This is a genomic window from Microcella humidisoli (assembly GCF_024362325.1).
In the GTDB taxonomy this organism is placed as follows: domain Bacteria; phylum Actinomycetota; class Actinomycetes; order Actinomycetales; family Microbacteriaceae; genus Microcella; species Microcella humidisoli.
In genome coordinates, this window is record NZ_CP101497.1 from 1,818,044 (window position 1) to 1,832,102 (window position 14,059).

Consider the following 14,059-nt stretch of genomic DNA (forward strand, 5'->3'; position numbering starts at 1 on the left):
GGGCCTAGCCACGGGATGCGTCATGTGGAGAAACGGCGCGGGATGCGGTGCGCATGCCTACCGTGACGGGCATGATCCGACGTCTCGCGCTCGTCGCCCTCCCGCTCGCCCTCCTCGCCGGCGCACTGAGCGCCTGCACGGAGTCGACGCGCATCCCGCCCGCCGAACCGACCGCCGAGGTCGCGCCGCTCTTCGCGACGGATGAGGAAGCCCTCGAGGCGGCGACGGCGGCGTACGAGGAGTACCTGGTGGTCTTGGATGGGCTCCTTCAAGACCCGCGTGAAGTCACCGCCGAGTTCAATGATGTCGCCGAAGGTGCTGCCCTGGACGCCGCAGTCGCAAGCGTTGCGGACTTCCTCAGTCAGGGATATGCACTGTCCGGCCCTCGGCGTCTTGGAGGAGCAGACCTTCAGCAGTACTCGGACTCTGTCGAGGCGGCGGAGGTGACTGCATACTTTTGTGAGGACATCAGCTCGGTGGTTCTGCTCGATCGAAACGGTCAGTCGATTTCCACCGAAGACAGACCCGACTTCACTCTCTTCGAGGCCACCATTCGCTTCACTGGAAGTAGTGCCCTAGTTATCGAACGGGAGTTCTGGAGCAACGAGACGTCATGCTGACCACTATTGGTCTTGTCGCGGTCATCACGCTCTCTGGAGCACTCGGCGTCGGCATGGCTTCTGGTTGCTCCGACGCAGGACAGTTCGGAAGCGGCTGCCCCGACGTGCGCGGCGAGATCGGCGACGGGGCCGCGATTATCGACGGCGAGCTCACGAACGGCGGCGGCCCGGGCTCGGGCAGCGGGGGCGGCGGAGGCGGGGCATCCGGACCGCCCGGATCGGTCGAGATGCCCATGCCCTGCGAAGAGGTCTTCGCGGGCTACTGCTACGGCGAGGGGCAGCCGAAACCGATCGACGCCGAACCGGGCGAGCCCGCGGTCACATGGAACGACCTCGCCGTCTTCCGCCCGCGGGTGCCGACGCAGTACATGCAGCCCGACGGGTGGATGGTCGTGGGGCTGCCGACCAACTTCGTCGCCCGCACCGAGGCGCACATCGTGTCGGGCACGCTGCTCGGCGCCCCCGCCGACGTGCGCTTCACGCCGGTCGGCTGGCGATGGCGCTACGGAGACGGCTCGGCCCAGCGCCGCACCACGCCGGGGTCGAGCTGGCAGTCGCTCGGTCTGCGCGAGTTCGACGCCACCCCGACGAGCCACGTCTACACGGCGCCGGGCACCTACGTGATCGAGCTCGACGTCGAGTTCGCCGCCGAATACCGGTTCGCGGGCAGCACGTGGCGGTCGCTCGCTGGCATCATCGTCGTGCCCGCCAACGACCTCGTCGCCACGGCCGGAGACGCCGTGACCGTGCTCGTCGACCGCGACTGCCGCGAAGGCTCCGTCGGTCCCGGTTGCTGACACCGCCGCATCCTGTCGACCGAGACAGGCTTGGGCGAAGCGTCGGGCCGCGCTCAGGCGGGGCAAATAGAATGCACAGGTTTGCGGAGGACGCTGACAGCGCCGAAAGGAGCACCTCCCCATGACCGCCACGCCTGAGAACCACGAGGCCCCCGAGAACCACGAGAACCACGCCACCCACGACACCGGCAGCCCGGTGACCGCAGATCACGAGACGGTCGCACCCCCGACCGCGTCGCCTGCGCAGGCCCCTGCGCAGGCCCATGCCGCGCCGGCGATGGCAGGCGCAGCGCCGAGCGCAGCGCCGAAGGCGAAGAGCTCGATGGGTCCGCTTCTCGGAATGCTGACGGTCGGTGCTCTCATCGGCGGTGTGGCCGGCGGCGGCGTCGTCGCGGCCGTGCTCGCGAGCGACGGTGCCCCCGTCGTCGGCACGCCCGCCGCTCCGACGTCGATCACCGTCAACGACCCCGACGACGCCACCCTCGTCACGGGTGTCGTGGCAAAGGCGATGCCCGCCGTCGTCACCCTGACGGTCGCCGGCGGTGGTTCCTCGGGCAACGGATCCGGCGTCATCCTCAGCGACGACGGATACGTGCTCACCAACAACCACGTCGCGACCCTCGAAGGCGCCACCAGCAGCCCGAGCATCCGCGTCACCCTCTCCGACGGCCGCATCTTCGACGCGGAACTCGTCGGCAGCGACCCCATCGCCGACCTCGCCGTCGTCAAACTCGAGGGTGCCGAAGGCCTTCCGACCATCGAGTTCGCTGACTCCGACGCGCTCAACGTCGGCGACCGCACGGTCGTCATCGGCGCACCGCTCGGTCTTGCCGGCTCCGTCTCGAACGGCATCGTCTCGGCGCTCAACCGCTCGATCACCGTGCGCTCCTCCGCGGTGCCCGACCAGCAGGTCGAGCAGCAGCCCGACGACAGCACGGATGCTCCCTTCGACTTCTGGGACTTCGATGTTCCCGGCACCGAGGGCACCGACCCGCGCCCCGTCTCGAGCGGCACCGTCTCGCTGCCGGTGATCCAGACCGACGCCGCGATCAACCCCGGTAACTCGGGCGGCGCCTTGCTCGACGACGAAGGCCGACTCATCGGCATCGTCGTGGCCATCGCCACGGCGGGCGGCAGCGGCGGCCAGTCCGGCAGCATCGGCGTCGGCTTCTCGATCCCCTCGAACTTCGCCCAGCGCGTCGCGACCGAGCTCATCGAGAACGGCACGGCGACGCACGGCCTGCTCGGAGCGACCGTCACCGACTCGATCAACGACGCCGAGAGCACCGTCGTCGGCGCCCTCATCGACAGCGTCGTGCCCGGCGGCGCGGCCGAACAGGGCGGCCTCCGCTCGGGCGACGTCATCACGATCTTCAACGGCGTGCCGATCGCGGGCAGCGTCGACCTCACCGCGCAGGTGCGCGTGCTGCCGGCGGGTGCGAGCGCGACCCTCACCTACGTGCGCGGCGGCGAGGCGCAAGAAGTCACCGTCACGCTCGGCGAGCTGCAGTAGTGCGGCGGGGGCCGTCTCAGCGAGGCGGCCCCCGCGCTGCTGGCCGTGGTGAGGCAGTAGCCTCGACGCTATGGGCCAGCCCGCGACGACGCACCCCGGCGTCAGCTTCGTCATGCCCGTCTACAACGAGGCCGCCTACATCGACGACGCCATCGAGAGCGTGCTCGCGCAGCAGTACCCCGGTGAGCGTGAGCTCGTCGTCGTGCTGGGCCCCTCCACCGACGGGACGACCGAGAAAGTGCAGTCCCGTGCCGCCGCGGATGCCCGCATCCGCATCGTCGAGAACCCGCAGCTGTCGATCCCGCTGGGTCTCAATCTCGGCATCCGTGCCGCCGCCCACGAGGTGATCGTGCGCGTCGACGCCCACACCGAGATCGAGCCCGACTACACGGCGATCGGCGTCGCCACCCTGCAGCGCACGGGGGCGGCGAGCGTCGGCGGCCTCATGGTCGCCACCGGTCGAGGGCGGCTGCAGTCGGCGGTCGCGCGGGCCTACAACCACCGCCTCGGGCTGGGAGGCGGTGCGTACCACGGCGCCGCATCCGAGGGCCCCGCCGAGAGCGCGTACCTGGGCATCATGCGGCGCGAGGCACTCGTGGCCGTGGGGCTCTACGACGAGGGGCTCAAGCGCGGCGAAGACTGGGAGCTCAACCTGCGTCTGCGCGACGCCGGCCACCTGGTGTGGCTCGACCCGGCGCTGCGCGTGACCTACTGGCCGCGGTCGACGTGGGCGAAGCTCGCGCGGCAGTTCCACGCCACCGGCATCTGGCGCGGCGAGCTCGTGCGGCGCCTCGGCGGCCGCAACCCGCTGCGCTACTTCGCTCCGCCGGCCCTCGTCGTGTCGCTCGCGCTCAGCGCTGTGCTGCTCGTGCTGCAGCTGACCGGCGTGGTCGCGGGCCTGCCGAGCCTGCTGCTGTCGGTCGTGCACCTCGGCCCCGCGCTGTACCTGCTCGTGCTGCTGGCCCTGCTCGTCGTGCCGTCGAGCGGGCCGCGGTTCGCCGACCGGTTCACCTTCGCGCGGGTGATCGCCGTCATGCACGTCAGCTGGGGTGCCGGGTTCGTGCGCGGCTTCGTGCTCGGCGCGCGCGACGCCGTCGACACCTCGCGCATCGAGTCGTAGGGCGGGTCAGCCCCGCTCGAGCATCCGCTCGGCGATGATGCGCGCCACGACGCGCTCTGCCGCGCGACCGTCGTCGAGCGCCGTGAAGCGCTGCCGCCAGGCCGAGAGCGCGGGCGACTCCGCTGCTGGGCCCGGCGCGGCGGCACGCCGAGCGAGTTCGGCGATGAGCCCCGCGCGACTGTCGGTCACCGGCACGGGCGCCTCGGCCAGCAGGTCGAAGTAGAAGCCGCGCAGCTCGCGCTCGTAGTGCTCGCGGTCGGGGGCGAAGAGTACGAGCGGGGTGTCGGTCGCGGTGATGTCGAACATGAGCGAGCTGTAGTCGGTGACGACGACGTCGGCCGCGAGCAGCAGTTCGGCCATGTCGGGGTAGGTCGTCACGTCGATGAGGCCGTCGACGGCGAGGTCGCGACCGTGCCGCAGCGTGCGGCTGTGCCCGCGCACGAGCACGACGTGCTCGCCGGGCAGTGCGGCGAGCGCGCTCGGCAGGCTCGGCAGGTCGAGGTAGTCGACGATCTCGCGGGCATCGTCGCGCCACGTCGGCGCGTAGAGCACGGCGCGCTGCTCGGGCCGCAGCCCCAGGCGCGCGCGCACCGCCCGGCGCATCGCCGGGTCTGCCCAGACCAGCACGTCGTTGCGCGGGTAGCCCTCCACCCACAGCGGACCCCGGAACGCGTAGGCGCGGCGCAGAATCGTCGCCGCGTAGTCGTTCTGCGCCATCAGCACCGTCCACCGGCGGCTCTCGCGGCGCACGGCGATGCGCGTCCGCAGCCCCACGCCCTCGCGGTCGAGCGCGAGCCGCTTCAGCATCGTGCCGTGCCAGGTCTGCAGCACCGACTGGTGCGGCCTTGGCATCCACCGCTTGCGCAGCCAGTCGTTCACGACGAGCAGGCGCGCATCGGCCCGCACGCGCCACCACTCGGCCGAGCCCTCGACGATCGCGACCGCTCCCTCGGGTACCGCGATCGAGCGATCGACGACCGACCAGTAGCGGGTGACGTCGGGGCGCACGCGCGCGAGCTCGCGGTCGATCGCCAGGGGGTTGCAGGCGGCCGTCTGACTGTAGAAGCTCTCGAAGAACACGGCGTTCTCGGGGATCGCGGTGCGGCGGCGGTACTGCGCTTCGAGGCGCTTCTGGGCGGATGCGCCGCGCTCGTCATCGGCCAGCGGCGCCGCGACGCGCAGCACGAGGGTTCCGGCGTCGGCCCGCAGTTCGGCCCGCAGCAGCGGCGAGCGGAACCCGGGGTCGAGCTCGGTCGCCACCGCGGCCCGCGCGCTCGCGTGCACATCGCCCTCGAGGGTCACCTCGAGCCGGTAGTCGTCGCTGCGCGGCGGCAACCCCTCGGCCCCCCAGCGCTCGTCGAACAGCGGCGCGCCCGCGGTGAACTCGTCGCGCACCTGCGACACGGCGAGCTCGATCGTCTGCCGGGGGCCGACGAGCGCGAGACGCGCGATCACCCCGGGCGTCGTGCCGCGCAGGCTCACGGCGTGATCATCGAGCTCGGCGTCGGTGATGACGAGTCGCCGCCGGCTGGCCGGGGGAGCGGGAACCGCGGGCGCGGTCGCCACGGGGTCGCCGAGCAGGCCGAGGATCGCCTCGAGAACGCGCTCGGTCGCCCGCCCGTCGAGGTGGTCGACGACTTCGTCACGCAACCACGCCGCGTGCCGGAGGGCGTCGTCGCGGGCGGGGCCGCCCCCGAGCACGGCCTCGAGCCGCTCGAGGGTCTCGACCCACGTCGTCGCGGGTTCGCCGCCGCTGAACTCGCGGTAGGGCTGGTACAGCCCGCGCGTCGCCAGGTACGAGGCGAGATCGGGGGCGAAGAACACGCTCGGCACGCCCGCGATGGCGGCGTCGAAGGCGATCGAGCTGTAGTCGGTGACGAGGGCGTCGAGCGCCGGCAGCGCCGGGGTCACATCGGTGAGGGCATCGCGGCCGAGCAGGCGGATGCGCGGCGAGCCCGCGGCGCCCTCCGCATACGAGCCCGCGCCGAGCGGGTGCGAGCGGATGAGCAGGGTCGCGCCCGTGCGGTCGGCCCAGGCGGCGATCTGCGACCACTCCGCGGGGGTCGGGATCGCGGCATCCACCGCCCCGTCGCGCCAGGTGGGGGCGTAGAGCACGACCGGACTGGCATCCGGAAGCGGAGCGCCGCCGGCCGTGACGAGTGCCGCCGATACGAGCGCGCGCGCCGTCGAGCGCCGGGCCTCGGGCGTGCCCGCGAGCAGCACGTCGTCGCGCGGGTCGCCCGTCACGATCACGCGCGAGGCCGGCAGACCGAACGCGGAGCGGATGCGCGCGGCCACGAGCTCGGACGACACGGGGAACAGGGCGATCTGCGCGCCCGCTCGGCGGTAGAGCGCCGCCATGAGCCGACCGACGCCCGGCAGCGAGCCGATGAGGGGCAGACGCAGCGCCGCACCCGTGTCGAGGTGCAGGCGCTTGAGCGGGATGCCGTGCCACAGCTGCACGACGCGCGCGCCGCTCACACCGAAGCGGTTCACGTCGCCGAAGCCGTGCGTCACGACGACGACGCCCGCGCGCAGCGTGGCCCAGAGTCCGCGCGGCCCGCGCTTCGGCAGTGCCCGCAGGCCGCGCGCCCGCGCCGCCGCGAGCTCCGCGCGGTCGGAGGCGAGCCACGTGAGGTGACGCTCGGGCTCGCGCTCGGCGGTCAGCGCGAGCAGGGCCAGCGCACCTTCGCCGAGCCCGATGCCCGAGGCGAAGACCCAGCGGCGGGGGCTGCGCGGCACGAGCACGGCGGCGAGCGCCCCGAGCGCGTAGAGCGGGGCGCGAGCGAGAACGCGCGCGTTGCCGGCGCTGAACGTGAAGCGGGCCATCGCGCCCGATTCTGTCACCTCGCCAACACAATGCGAACAAGTGGGTAACGGTGTGGTGGTTTGGCCGAATGGGCACGGCGCTCGCTGAGAGAATCGTGGGCGTGAAGATCGTCGGGCAGTTCAAGACGGCACGCCGCATCGTGCGCGACCTGCTGCGCTCGCGCCGCAACCGCAACGCGCTCGCCGTGCGGCTCGAGACCGAGACGCCTCCGGCTGCCGGCACGATCGAGATCGCCGTGTACTTCGCCGACACGCGCGTGAACCTGTACCAGATCCGGCAGTGGTACGCGCCCCTCGCCGAGCTCGCGCGCGAGCATCCCGTCGCCATCATCAGCCGCAGCCCCGGAACGATGATGACCCTGCTCGACGAGGCCCCCGTGCCCGCCGTCTACCTGCGCAAGGTCACCGACCTCGAGCGCTTCGTGGCCGAGCAGCCGCTGCGCATCGTGTTCTACGTCAACCAGAACACCAAGAACTTCCAGATGTTCCGCTACGGCCGCATGTGGCACGTGTTCATCAACCACGGCGAGTCCGACAAGATGTACATGACCACCAACCAGTACAAGGCCTACGACTACGCGTTCATCGCGGGCGATGCCGCCCGCGAACGCCTCGCGCGCAAGCTCTGGGACTACGACCTCGATCGCAAGACACTGCAGATCGGGCGTCCGCAGGCCGACCACTTCGCCGGCGAGACGCCCTACACGCCCGACGATCGCACCGTCGTGCTGTACGCGCCCACGTGGGAGGGCGACCGGCCGGCGGCGGCGTACGGCTCGATCGCGAGCCATGGCGAGGCCCTCGTGGATGCCCTGCTCGCGACCGGCCGCCACCGCATCGTCTACCGCCCGCACCCGCGCAGCGGGGTCGTGAGCCGTGAGTACCGCGACGCCAATCGGCGCATCATCGCGGCTCTGGAGCGCGCCAACGCCGCCGACCCCTCAGCCCAGCACGTGCACGACACGGGGTCGGCGCTCGGCTGGCAGCTCGCCGCCGCCGACGTCGCGATCACCGACATCTCGGCGATGGTCTACGACCGGCTCGCGACCGGTCGGCCCCTCATCATCGCGCGGCCGGCGTCGCCCGAGGCCGAGATCGACGACACGGGCTATCTGAGCGCCTGCGAGTGGCTGCGGGCCGAGGAGGCCCCCGATGTCGTGCCGCTCGTCGACCGCGTTCTCACGAGCACCGAGGCGCACAAGACGCTCACGCACTGGGTGACGCGCTACTTCGGCGACACGACTCCGGGGGCGGCGACGGCTCGGTTCCACGCCGCGGTCGACGCGCTCTACGCCGAGTGGGAGCGCGTGGCGGCCATCCACGCGCTCGATCCGATCACGTCGGAGTCGAACCCTTTCGACGACGAAGACGACGAGGACGAGGCTCCTTCGGGGGACTGACGGCATCGAGTTCGGCGGGCCACCGTGCGGGGGCCGGGCCGAAGGCCTGCTGCGCCGTGCGCACGACCTTGCCGCCGATGATGCGGTTGCCCGCGCCGCCGATGACGGCGCCGATGCCGAACGGCACGAGCCGACCGGCCATGCTGCCGCCCTGCTTGACGGCCATGTTCTTGACGAGCTCGTCGCGCAAGCGCTTGTTGAGCAGCCCGACGAGAGCTTTCGGCATGCCGGCCGTGATCGACTCGCCCCAGTACTGCGTGCGGTCGGGCCCCGCTCCCGTGGCCTGCCCGACGAACTGCTGCACGAGGTCTTTGCCCGGCCCGCCGAGCATGAGGGCCATGACGAGGTTGTGGGCGCGCTCTTCGTCGTCGACGACGATGCCGTGAATCTCGGCCACCGACTGCGCGAAGAGGGCGGTCATCTCGAAGAACGCCACGGTCTCGACGCCGATGACGGTGAGTCCGACGGCGGTGCCGACGCCGGGGATGAGCGCGGCCGCGCCGCTGCCCGCGCCCGTGAGCGTGACACTGTTGAGAAACCGCCGCTCGAGGATCATGATGACCTGCTCGGGCGTCGCCGCGGGGTACTGCCGCCGGATCGAGCGGATGTGCAGCAGCACCGCGGGCCGCTGCGCCGACATGGCCGCGCGCAAGCCGCGCACGAGGAGCGGGTCGACGGCGGGGGCGGCGACCGGCTGCGGCGCGGTCTCGAGCGCATCATCGATCGGGATGCCCCGCAGCGGTTCGCGCGCGCCAGCAGGCTCGTTCTCGCTCGGGATGAGGGTCACCGCGGTCCTCCTGATGTCGCTTCCAGTCTACGAGCAGCCGCTGGGCGGTGATCGGGTGCGGCAGTCGGGTGCGGATCAGACCGCGGTGCTGCCGTAGTCGCGGTTGTAGGCCGCGAGCACCTTGCCGATCGAGGCATCGAGCACCAGGCTGCCCTTGTCGAGGTAGAGCCCGCGCGTGCAGAAGCGCTTGAGGTCGCGTTCGTTGTGCGAGACGAAGAACAGCGTGCGACCGCCCGCGAGCAGTTCGTCGATGCGCTGGTAGCACTTGTCGCGGAACGCCTTGTCACCCACGGCGAGCACCTCGTCGACGAGCAGAATCGGCTCTTCGAGGCGCGAGATGACCGAGAACGCGAGTCGCACCTTCATGCCGCTCGAGAGGTGCTTGTAGGGCGTGCCGACGAAGTCGCGCAGCTCGGCGAAATCGATGATCTCGTCGTAGCGCGCGTCGATCTCGGCCTTCGTCATGCCGTGGAGCCCGGCCGTGAGGTACAGGTTCTCGCGCACCGTGAGATCGTCGACGAATCCGCCCGTGATCTCGATGAGCGGGGCGACCCCGCCGTGCACCTCGACCGTGCCTTCGTCGGGCAGCATGACCCCCGCGACGAGCTTGAGCAGGGTCGACTTCCCCTGGCCGTTGCGGCCGACGACGCCGATCGCCTCGCCCGCGCGCACCTCGACATCGACGCCGCGCAGCGCCCAGAACTCGTCGGGGCGCGAGCGGCGCTTCGAGCCCGCGAAGAGGTCTTTGAACGAGCGGCGGCCGCGTCGATTGCGGCGGAACCGGATGCCGGCGCCCGCGACCCGGATGACCGTCTCGGCCTCCATCAGACCTCCTTCAGCACGGCGGGCACCATGCGCCGGAACACGAGCATGCCGACGCCGAGGATGACGAGGCTCATGGCGGCCGCGATGAGCACGGCTCGAGCATCCAATTGATCGGGGAAGAAGCTCGCCCGGTACAGCGAGATGATGCCGGCGAGCGGGTTGAACGACGCCCACAGGTCGAGCCCGTCGGGCAGGTCGCCGAGCCCGTAGATGATGGGCGATGCATAGAACAGGAAGCGCAGGATGAGCTTCACGGCGCGCTCGAGGTCGCGGAAGAAGACGACCAACGGCGCGATGATGAGCCCGAGACCCACTGTCAGCACGGCCTGCAGGGCGATCGCGAGGGGCAGCCAGAGCACGCCCGCGGTGAGTGGTGCCCCGAAGATGATGGCGAACACCGCGATGACGGGCAGCGCCGCGATGAACTCGATGCCCTTCGAGAGCACGATGCGGTTCACCCAGACGGTGCGGGGGATGCGCGTGGAGCGCACGAGCTTCGCGTCTTTGATGAACGCCCGCGTCGCGTCGCCGACGGCGCCGTTGAACCACATCCACGGCAGCAGGCCCGCGAGCAGGAACACGATGTACGGCTCGTTGCCGATCGCGCGGTCGACGATCTGCGTGAAGACGAACCAGTAGATGACCGCCATGACGAGCGGGTCGAGCACCGACCAGAGGTAGCCGAGCACCGACGTCGAGTAGCGGACCTTGAGGTCGCGGCTCGTCAGCAGCCAGAGCGACTGGCGGTACACCTGCGCGGGGGTGCGCGCGGGGCGCGGCGGCAGGGCGGAGGTCACGAACGACAACGCTAGCGCCACGCGCGCCGCTCTGCCCGCGAATCAGGGCTCACGGCGTGCGCGAGCCGACGGCTCAGACGTGCAGGTTGGCGCGCTCGAGGTCTTCGGCGAAGTCGATCTCGACGGCGTAGAGGTCGCTGATGTCGACGGGCTCGACGGTGATGCCGTCGTGCTCGATCGCGAGCTCGATGCCGCGCTCGAAGTAGTCCTGGTCGGCGCAGCGTGCGAGGTGGTGCATGAGCACGGCCTTGTCGCGGCTCGAGATGTAGTTGATGCCGACGGCCTCGCCGAGCCCCTCGGCGACGGTCTTCGACAGCTTCTGGATGAAGCCCTCGGCGTCGACGGTGTACTTGACCTCTTCGTCGCTGACCGTCGAGGTGTTGACGCTCACGAACGAGCGGTCGGCGTGCACGAGGCTCGCGACCCGCACGAGAACCTGCGGGTCGAAGACGACGTCGCCGTTCATCCAGAGCACACCGTGCTTGCCGGTGGCTTTGAGGGCGCGCAGCAGGCTCTTCGAGGTGTTGGTCTGGTCGTACTGCTCGTTATAGACGTACTCGACCTCGGGGAACGCGTCGATGATGTGCTCGAGCTTGTAGCCCACGACGGTCGTGATGGTCACGTCGGTGCCGAACGCGGCGGCGATGTTGTCGTGCTGCTGGCGCATGATGGTGCGCCCGTCGCTGAGTTCGGTCAGCGGCTTCGGCAGCTCGCGGCCGAGACGGCTGCCCATGCCTGCGGCGAGAATGACGACCTGAGTGGTCATGTGATGGCTCCTGATGTGTCGGATGAAGGTCAGAGGGACACATCGTTGTGCTCTCCCAGGGTACCCGGGAGGTTTCCGCGCCGTCATCCGCTGTTCACCCATTGTTTCCGAACTGTGACCCGGGCGCCAGGCCTTCCGCGCGCGGGTCGAGGGGTGCTCACGAGGGTTGGTAGCGTGGACGTCGTGGAATCCTCGTCAGCGTCTCCGAAGCGAACGGGGAAGCCCGTCCGGCCAGCGCGGCCGTCGAAGCCGGGGGCCCGGTCCACGGCCAAGCCCGCCGTGCCGCGGCCGAAGCCGCTCGCGCCCGTGGTGCTCGAGGTCTCGGGGTTGCGCAAGCGGTTCGGTACCTCCACCGCCGTCGATGACGTGAGCTTGACCGTGCGTCGTGGCTCGATCTTCGGCTTCGTCGGGCCGAACGGCGCGGGCAAGACCACGACGCTCTCGATGGTGACGGGGCTGCTGCGACCGGATGCGGGCACCGTGGTCGTCGGTGGCACCGACGTCTGGGCGGCACCCACGACCGCGAAACGCAAGATCGGCGTTCTGCCCGACCGCATGCGGCTGTTCGACCGGCTCACGGGAGCCCAGATGCTCTACTACGCCGCCGTGCTGCACGGGCTCGACCGTTCCGCCGCACGGTCGCGCAGTGACGACCTGGCGCTCGCGCTCGGCCTCGACGGCTCGCTCGACCGCCCGGTACGCGACTACTCCGTGGGCATGGTGAAGAAGATCTCCCTCGCCGCCGCGCTCATCCACTCACCCTCGGTGCTCGTGCTCGACGAGCCCTTCGAGTCGGTCGACCCGGTCTCGACCGCGCAGGCCGTCGACCTCCTGCAGCGCTTCGCCGCCGCGGGCGGCACGGTCGTGCTCTCGAGCCACAACATGGATCTGGTCGAGCGCGTGTGCGACAGCGTCGCCGTCATCGTCGAAGGGCGCATCCTCGCCGCGGGCACCCTCGACGAGGTGCGCGCGGGCGAGAGCCTGGAGGAGCGCTTCGTCGAGCTCGCGGGCGGACGCGTCGCGGTGGAGGGCCTGGAGTGGTTGACCACGTTCTCCGACTGAAGCTCGCTCTGCTCGGGTCGGCGTTCCGTCCCGGAGCGACGCTCGCGCGCACGCTCGCAGTCGTGGTGCTCGGGCTCGCGATCGGTGCGGCGGTCATCCTGCTCGCCCTCGAGGTCGACGTGCGCCTCGCGAGCCACCGCGCGGGCCTCGTGATCGTCGCGAGCGCGCTCTCGGTCGCGATCGCCGTTGCCCCGCTCAGCGCGGGCCTCGGATCGGCCCTCGAGCCCCGCCGGTTCGCCTCGTACCCGATCGAGCCCCGCCGGCTCGCGGTCACCCTCGCGGCGGCGGCGGCCGTCGGCCTGCCGGGCGTGCTCGCGGCCGTCCTCGGAGTGGGTCTCGAACTCGCCTGGGCGGGCACCGGCACGGCCGGTGCGGCAATCGTCGCGGGCGTGCTCGCGGCTGCCGCGATCATCCTCATGACGCAGTACCTCGTCGCGATCGGCGCCCAGCTCGCGGTGTCGCCCGCGGCGCGGCGCCTCGTCACGGCCATCGCGCGCACCGTGATCGTCATCGCGATCGCCGCGGCGGCCACGACCGTGCTCGTCGTGCGCGGCGGCGGCGATGACGACGCGCTCATCGCGGTCGCGCGAACGCTCGGCAACACCCCGGTCGGCATGCTCTGGGCGGCGCCCGCGAGCGACACGGGCCCCCTGCTCGCCCGCCTGCTGGGCGGCGCCATCATGCTCGCGGTGCTCGCCCTCGGCTGGGGCTGGGTCGTCGCGCGACTGCTCGAGGCGCCGCAGCGCACGCGCGAATCGGCCTCGCTCTCGGGTCTCGGCTGGTTCGACCTCGTTCCCGCGACGCCGGCGGGAGTCATCGCGGCGCGCAGCCTGCTCTACTGGACGCGCGACTCGCGGTACCGTGCGGTGATCCTCGCTCTGCCCGTCGCACCCGTGGTCATGATGCTGGCCTTCGCCGTGGCCGGGGCGCCGCTGCCGCCGCTGTGGCTCGTGCCCCTACCCGTGCTCGCGCTCTTCCTTGGCTGGTTCAGCCACAACGACGTCGCCTACGACCACACCGCCGTCTGGATGCACGTGGCCGCCCCCGTGCCCGGGGCCGCCGACCGCTGGGGCCGCTGCGTCCCTCCGCTCGTGCTCGGCGTGCCGATCGTGCTCGTCCTCTCGCCGCTCTTCGCACTGTGGTCGGGGGTCGACGGCGTGCTGCCCGCGCTCCTCGGCATCAGCATCGGCCTGCTGCTCACCGGGCTCGGGGTTTCGAGCGTCAGCTCGGTCATCGGCGCGTACCCCGCCGCGCGTCCGGGGGCCGGGCCCTTCGACCAGCCGCCGACGCTGGGCGCGCGCGCCGGGTGGTCGCAGTCGCTCGCGCTGCTCGCGATCCTCGCGTTCATGGCCCCGTCCGTGCTCGTGGCCGGCTGGGGCTTCGCTGATCCCTCCTGGTTCGCCGTCGCCGGCCTCGCCGGTGCGGCGACGGGGCTCGGGATGCTGCTGCTGGGCATCGTCGTCGGCGGGCGGGCGTTCCGGCGCCGGGCGCCCGAGCTGCTCGATCTCGTGATGCGCACCTAGCAGCGCCGCGCGGCGCGGCG

Annotated in this window: 12 protein-coding genes; 7 read left to right on the forward strand and 5 right to left on the reverse strand. The window is 71.3% G+C overall.

Annotated features, from left to right (window positions below; genetic code table 11):
• Positions 1-71 precede the first annotated feature (71 nt).
• From NNL39_RS08780 to NNL39_RS08795, 4 genes are all read left to right on the forward strand, one after another.
• Positions 72-620, forward strand: coding sequence for a hypothetical protein (locus tag NNL39_RS08780; RefSeq protein ID WP_255158912.1), 549 nt, complete (start codon positions 72-74; stop codon positions 618-620).
• Positions 614-1,417, forward strand: coding sequence for a PKD domain-containing protein (locus NNL39_RS08785; RefSeq protein ID WP_255158913.1), 804 nt, complete (start codon positions 614-616; stop codon positions 1,415-1,417). Before NNL39_RS08780 ends, NNL39_RS08785 begins: the two co-directional genes overlap by 7 nt.
• 121 nt (positions 1,418-1,538) lie before the next feature.
• Entirely contained in the window at positions 1,539-2,930 is a 1,392-nt protein-coding gene (locus NNL39_RS08790) for a S1C family serine protease (RefSeq protein ID WP_255158914.1), read from the forward strand.
• Between the two features lie 70 nt (positions 2,931-3,000).
• Positions 3,001-4,050: a glycosyltransferase family 2 protein gene (locus tag NNL39_RS08795; protein WP_255158915.1), complete on the forward strand. Its 1,050-nt coding sequence runs from the start codon at positions 3,001-3,003 to the stop codon at positions 4,048-4,050.
• A 6-nt stretch (positions 4,051-4,056) separates the two neighbouring features.
• On the opposite strand, the gene NNL39_RS08800 is transcribed toward NNL39_RS08795, so the two are convergent.
• Positions 4,057-6,879, reverse strand: a complete 2,823-nt coding sequence (locus tag NNL39_RS08800; RefSeq protein WP_255158916.1) for a CDP-glycerol glycerophosphotransferase family protein — start codon at positions 6,877-6,879, stop codon at positions 4,057-4,059.
• A gap of 101 nt (positions 6,880-6,980) precedes the next feature.
• Here NNL39_RS08800 and NNL39_RS08805 point away from each other — a divergent pair, with 101 nt between their 5' ends.
• Positions 6,981-8,279, forward strand: a complete 1,299-nt coding sequence (locus NNL39_RS08805) for a CDP-glycerol glycerophosphotransferase family protein (protein ID WP_255158917.1) — start codon at positions 6,981-6,983, stop codon at positions 8,277-8,279.
• On the opposite strand, the gene NNL39_RS08810 is transcribed toward NNL39_RS08805, so the two are convergent.
• The 4 genes from NNL39_RS08810 to NNL39_RS08825 all read right to left on the reverse strand — a co-directional run bounded on the left by NNL39_RS08810 (position 8,215) and on the right by NNL39_RS08825 (position 11,454).
• Positions 8,215-9,066 (reverse strand): hypothetical protein, encoded by an 852-nt coding sequence (locus NNL39_RS08810; protein ID WP_255158918.1) that lies wholly within the window; start codon positions 9,064-9,066, stop codon positions 8,215-8,217. The two genes, NNL39_RS08805 and NNL39_RS08810, sit on opposite strands and share 65 nt — an antisense overlap.
• 75 nt (positions 9,067-9,141) lie before the next feature.
• Positions 9,142-9,891: an ABC transporter ATP-binding protein gene (locus NNL39_RS08815; protein WP_255158919.1), complete on the reverse strand. Its 750-nt coding sequence runs from the start codon at positions 9,889-9,891 to the stop codon at positions 9,142-9,144.
• Positions 9,891-10,688 carry an ABC transporter permease gene (locus tag NNL39_RS08820; protein ID WP_255158920.1) on the reverse strand — a complete coding sequence of 266 codons (798 nt, stop codon included), beginning with the start codon at positions 10,686-10,688 and terminating at the stop codon, positions 9,891-9,893. The genes NNL39_RS08815 and NNL39_RS08820 overlap by 1 nt, the downstream gene beginning before the upstream one ends.
• A gap of 73 nt (positions 10,689-10,761) precedes the next feature.
• On the reverse strand, positions 10,762-11,454 hold the full coding sequence (locus NNL39_RS08825) for a phosphocholine cytidylyltransferase family protein (RefSeq protein ID WP_255158921.1): 693 nt from the start codon (positions 11,452-11,454) through the stop codon (positions 10,762-10,764).
• A 279-nt stretch (positions 11,455-11,733) separates the two neighbouring features.
• On the opposite strand from NNL39_RS08825, the gene NNL39_RS08830 reads away from it, so the two are divergent.
• A complete protein-coding gene (locus tag NNL39_RS08830; protein WP_255158922.1) occupies positions 11,734-12,516 on the forward strand; it encodes an ABC transporter ATP-binding protein in 783 nt (260 codons plus the stop codon).
• Positions 12,492-14,039 (forward strand): ABC transporter permease, encoded by a 1,548-nt coding sequence (locus NNL39_RS08835; protein WP_255158923.1) that lies wholly within the window; start codon positions 12,492-12,494, stop codon positions 14,037-14,039. The genes NNL39_RS08830 and NNL39_RS08835 overlap by 25 nt, the downstream gene beginning before the upstream one ends.
• Positions 14,040-14,059: the final 20 nt, after the last annotated feature.

What these genes read in the sequence shown, in the direction of transcription:
- NNL39_RS08815 (WP_255158919.1), bottom strand. Translation starts at nt 9,891, where the DNA reads ATGGAGGCCGAGACGGTCATCCGGGTCGCGGGCGCCGGCATCCGGTTC.
- NNL39_RS08790 (WP_255158914.1), top strand. Translation starts at nt 1,539, where the DNA reads ATGACCGCCACGCCTGAGAACCACGAGGCCCCCGAGAACCACGAGAAC.
- NNL39_RS08780 (WP_255158912.1), top strand. Translation starts at nt 72, where the DNA reads ATGATCCGACGTCTCGCGCTCGTCGCCCTCCCGCTCGCCCTCCTCGCC.
- NNL39_RS08785 (WP_255158913.1), top strand. Translation starts at nt 614, where the DNA reads ATGCTGACCACTATTGGTCTTGTCGCGGTCATCACGCTCTCTGGAGCA.
- NNL39_RS08800 (WP_255158916.1), bottom strand. Translation starts at nt 6,879, where the DNA reads ATGGCCCGCTTCACGTTCAGCGCCGGCAACGCGCGCGTTCTCGCTCGC.
- NNL39_RS08825 (WP_255158921.1), bottom strand. Translation starts at nt 11,454, where the DNA reads ATGACCACTCAGGTCGTCATTCTCGCCGCAGGCATGGGCAGCCGTCTC.
- NNL39_RS08795 (WP_255158915.1), top strand. Translation starts at nt 3,001, where the DNA reads ATGGGCCAGCCCGCGACGACGCACCCCGGCGTCAGCTTCGTCATGCCC.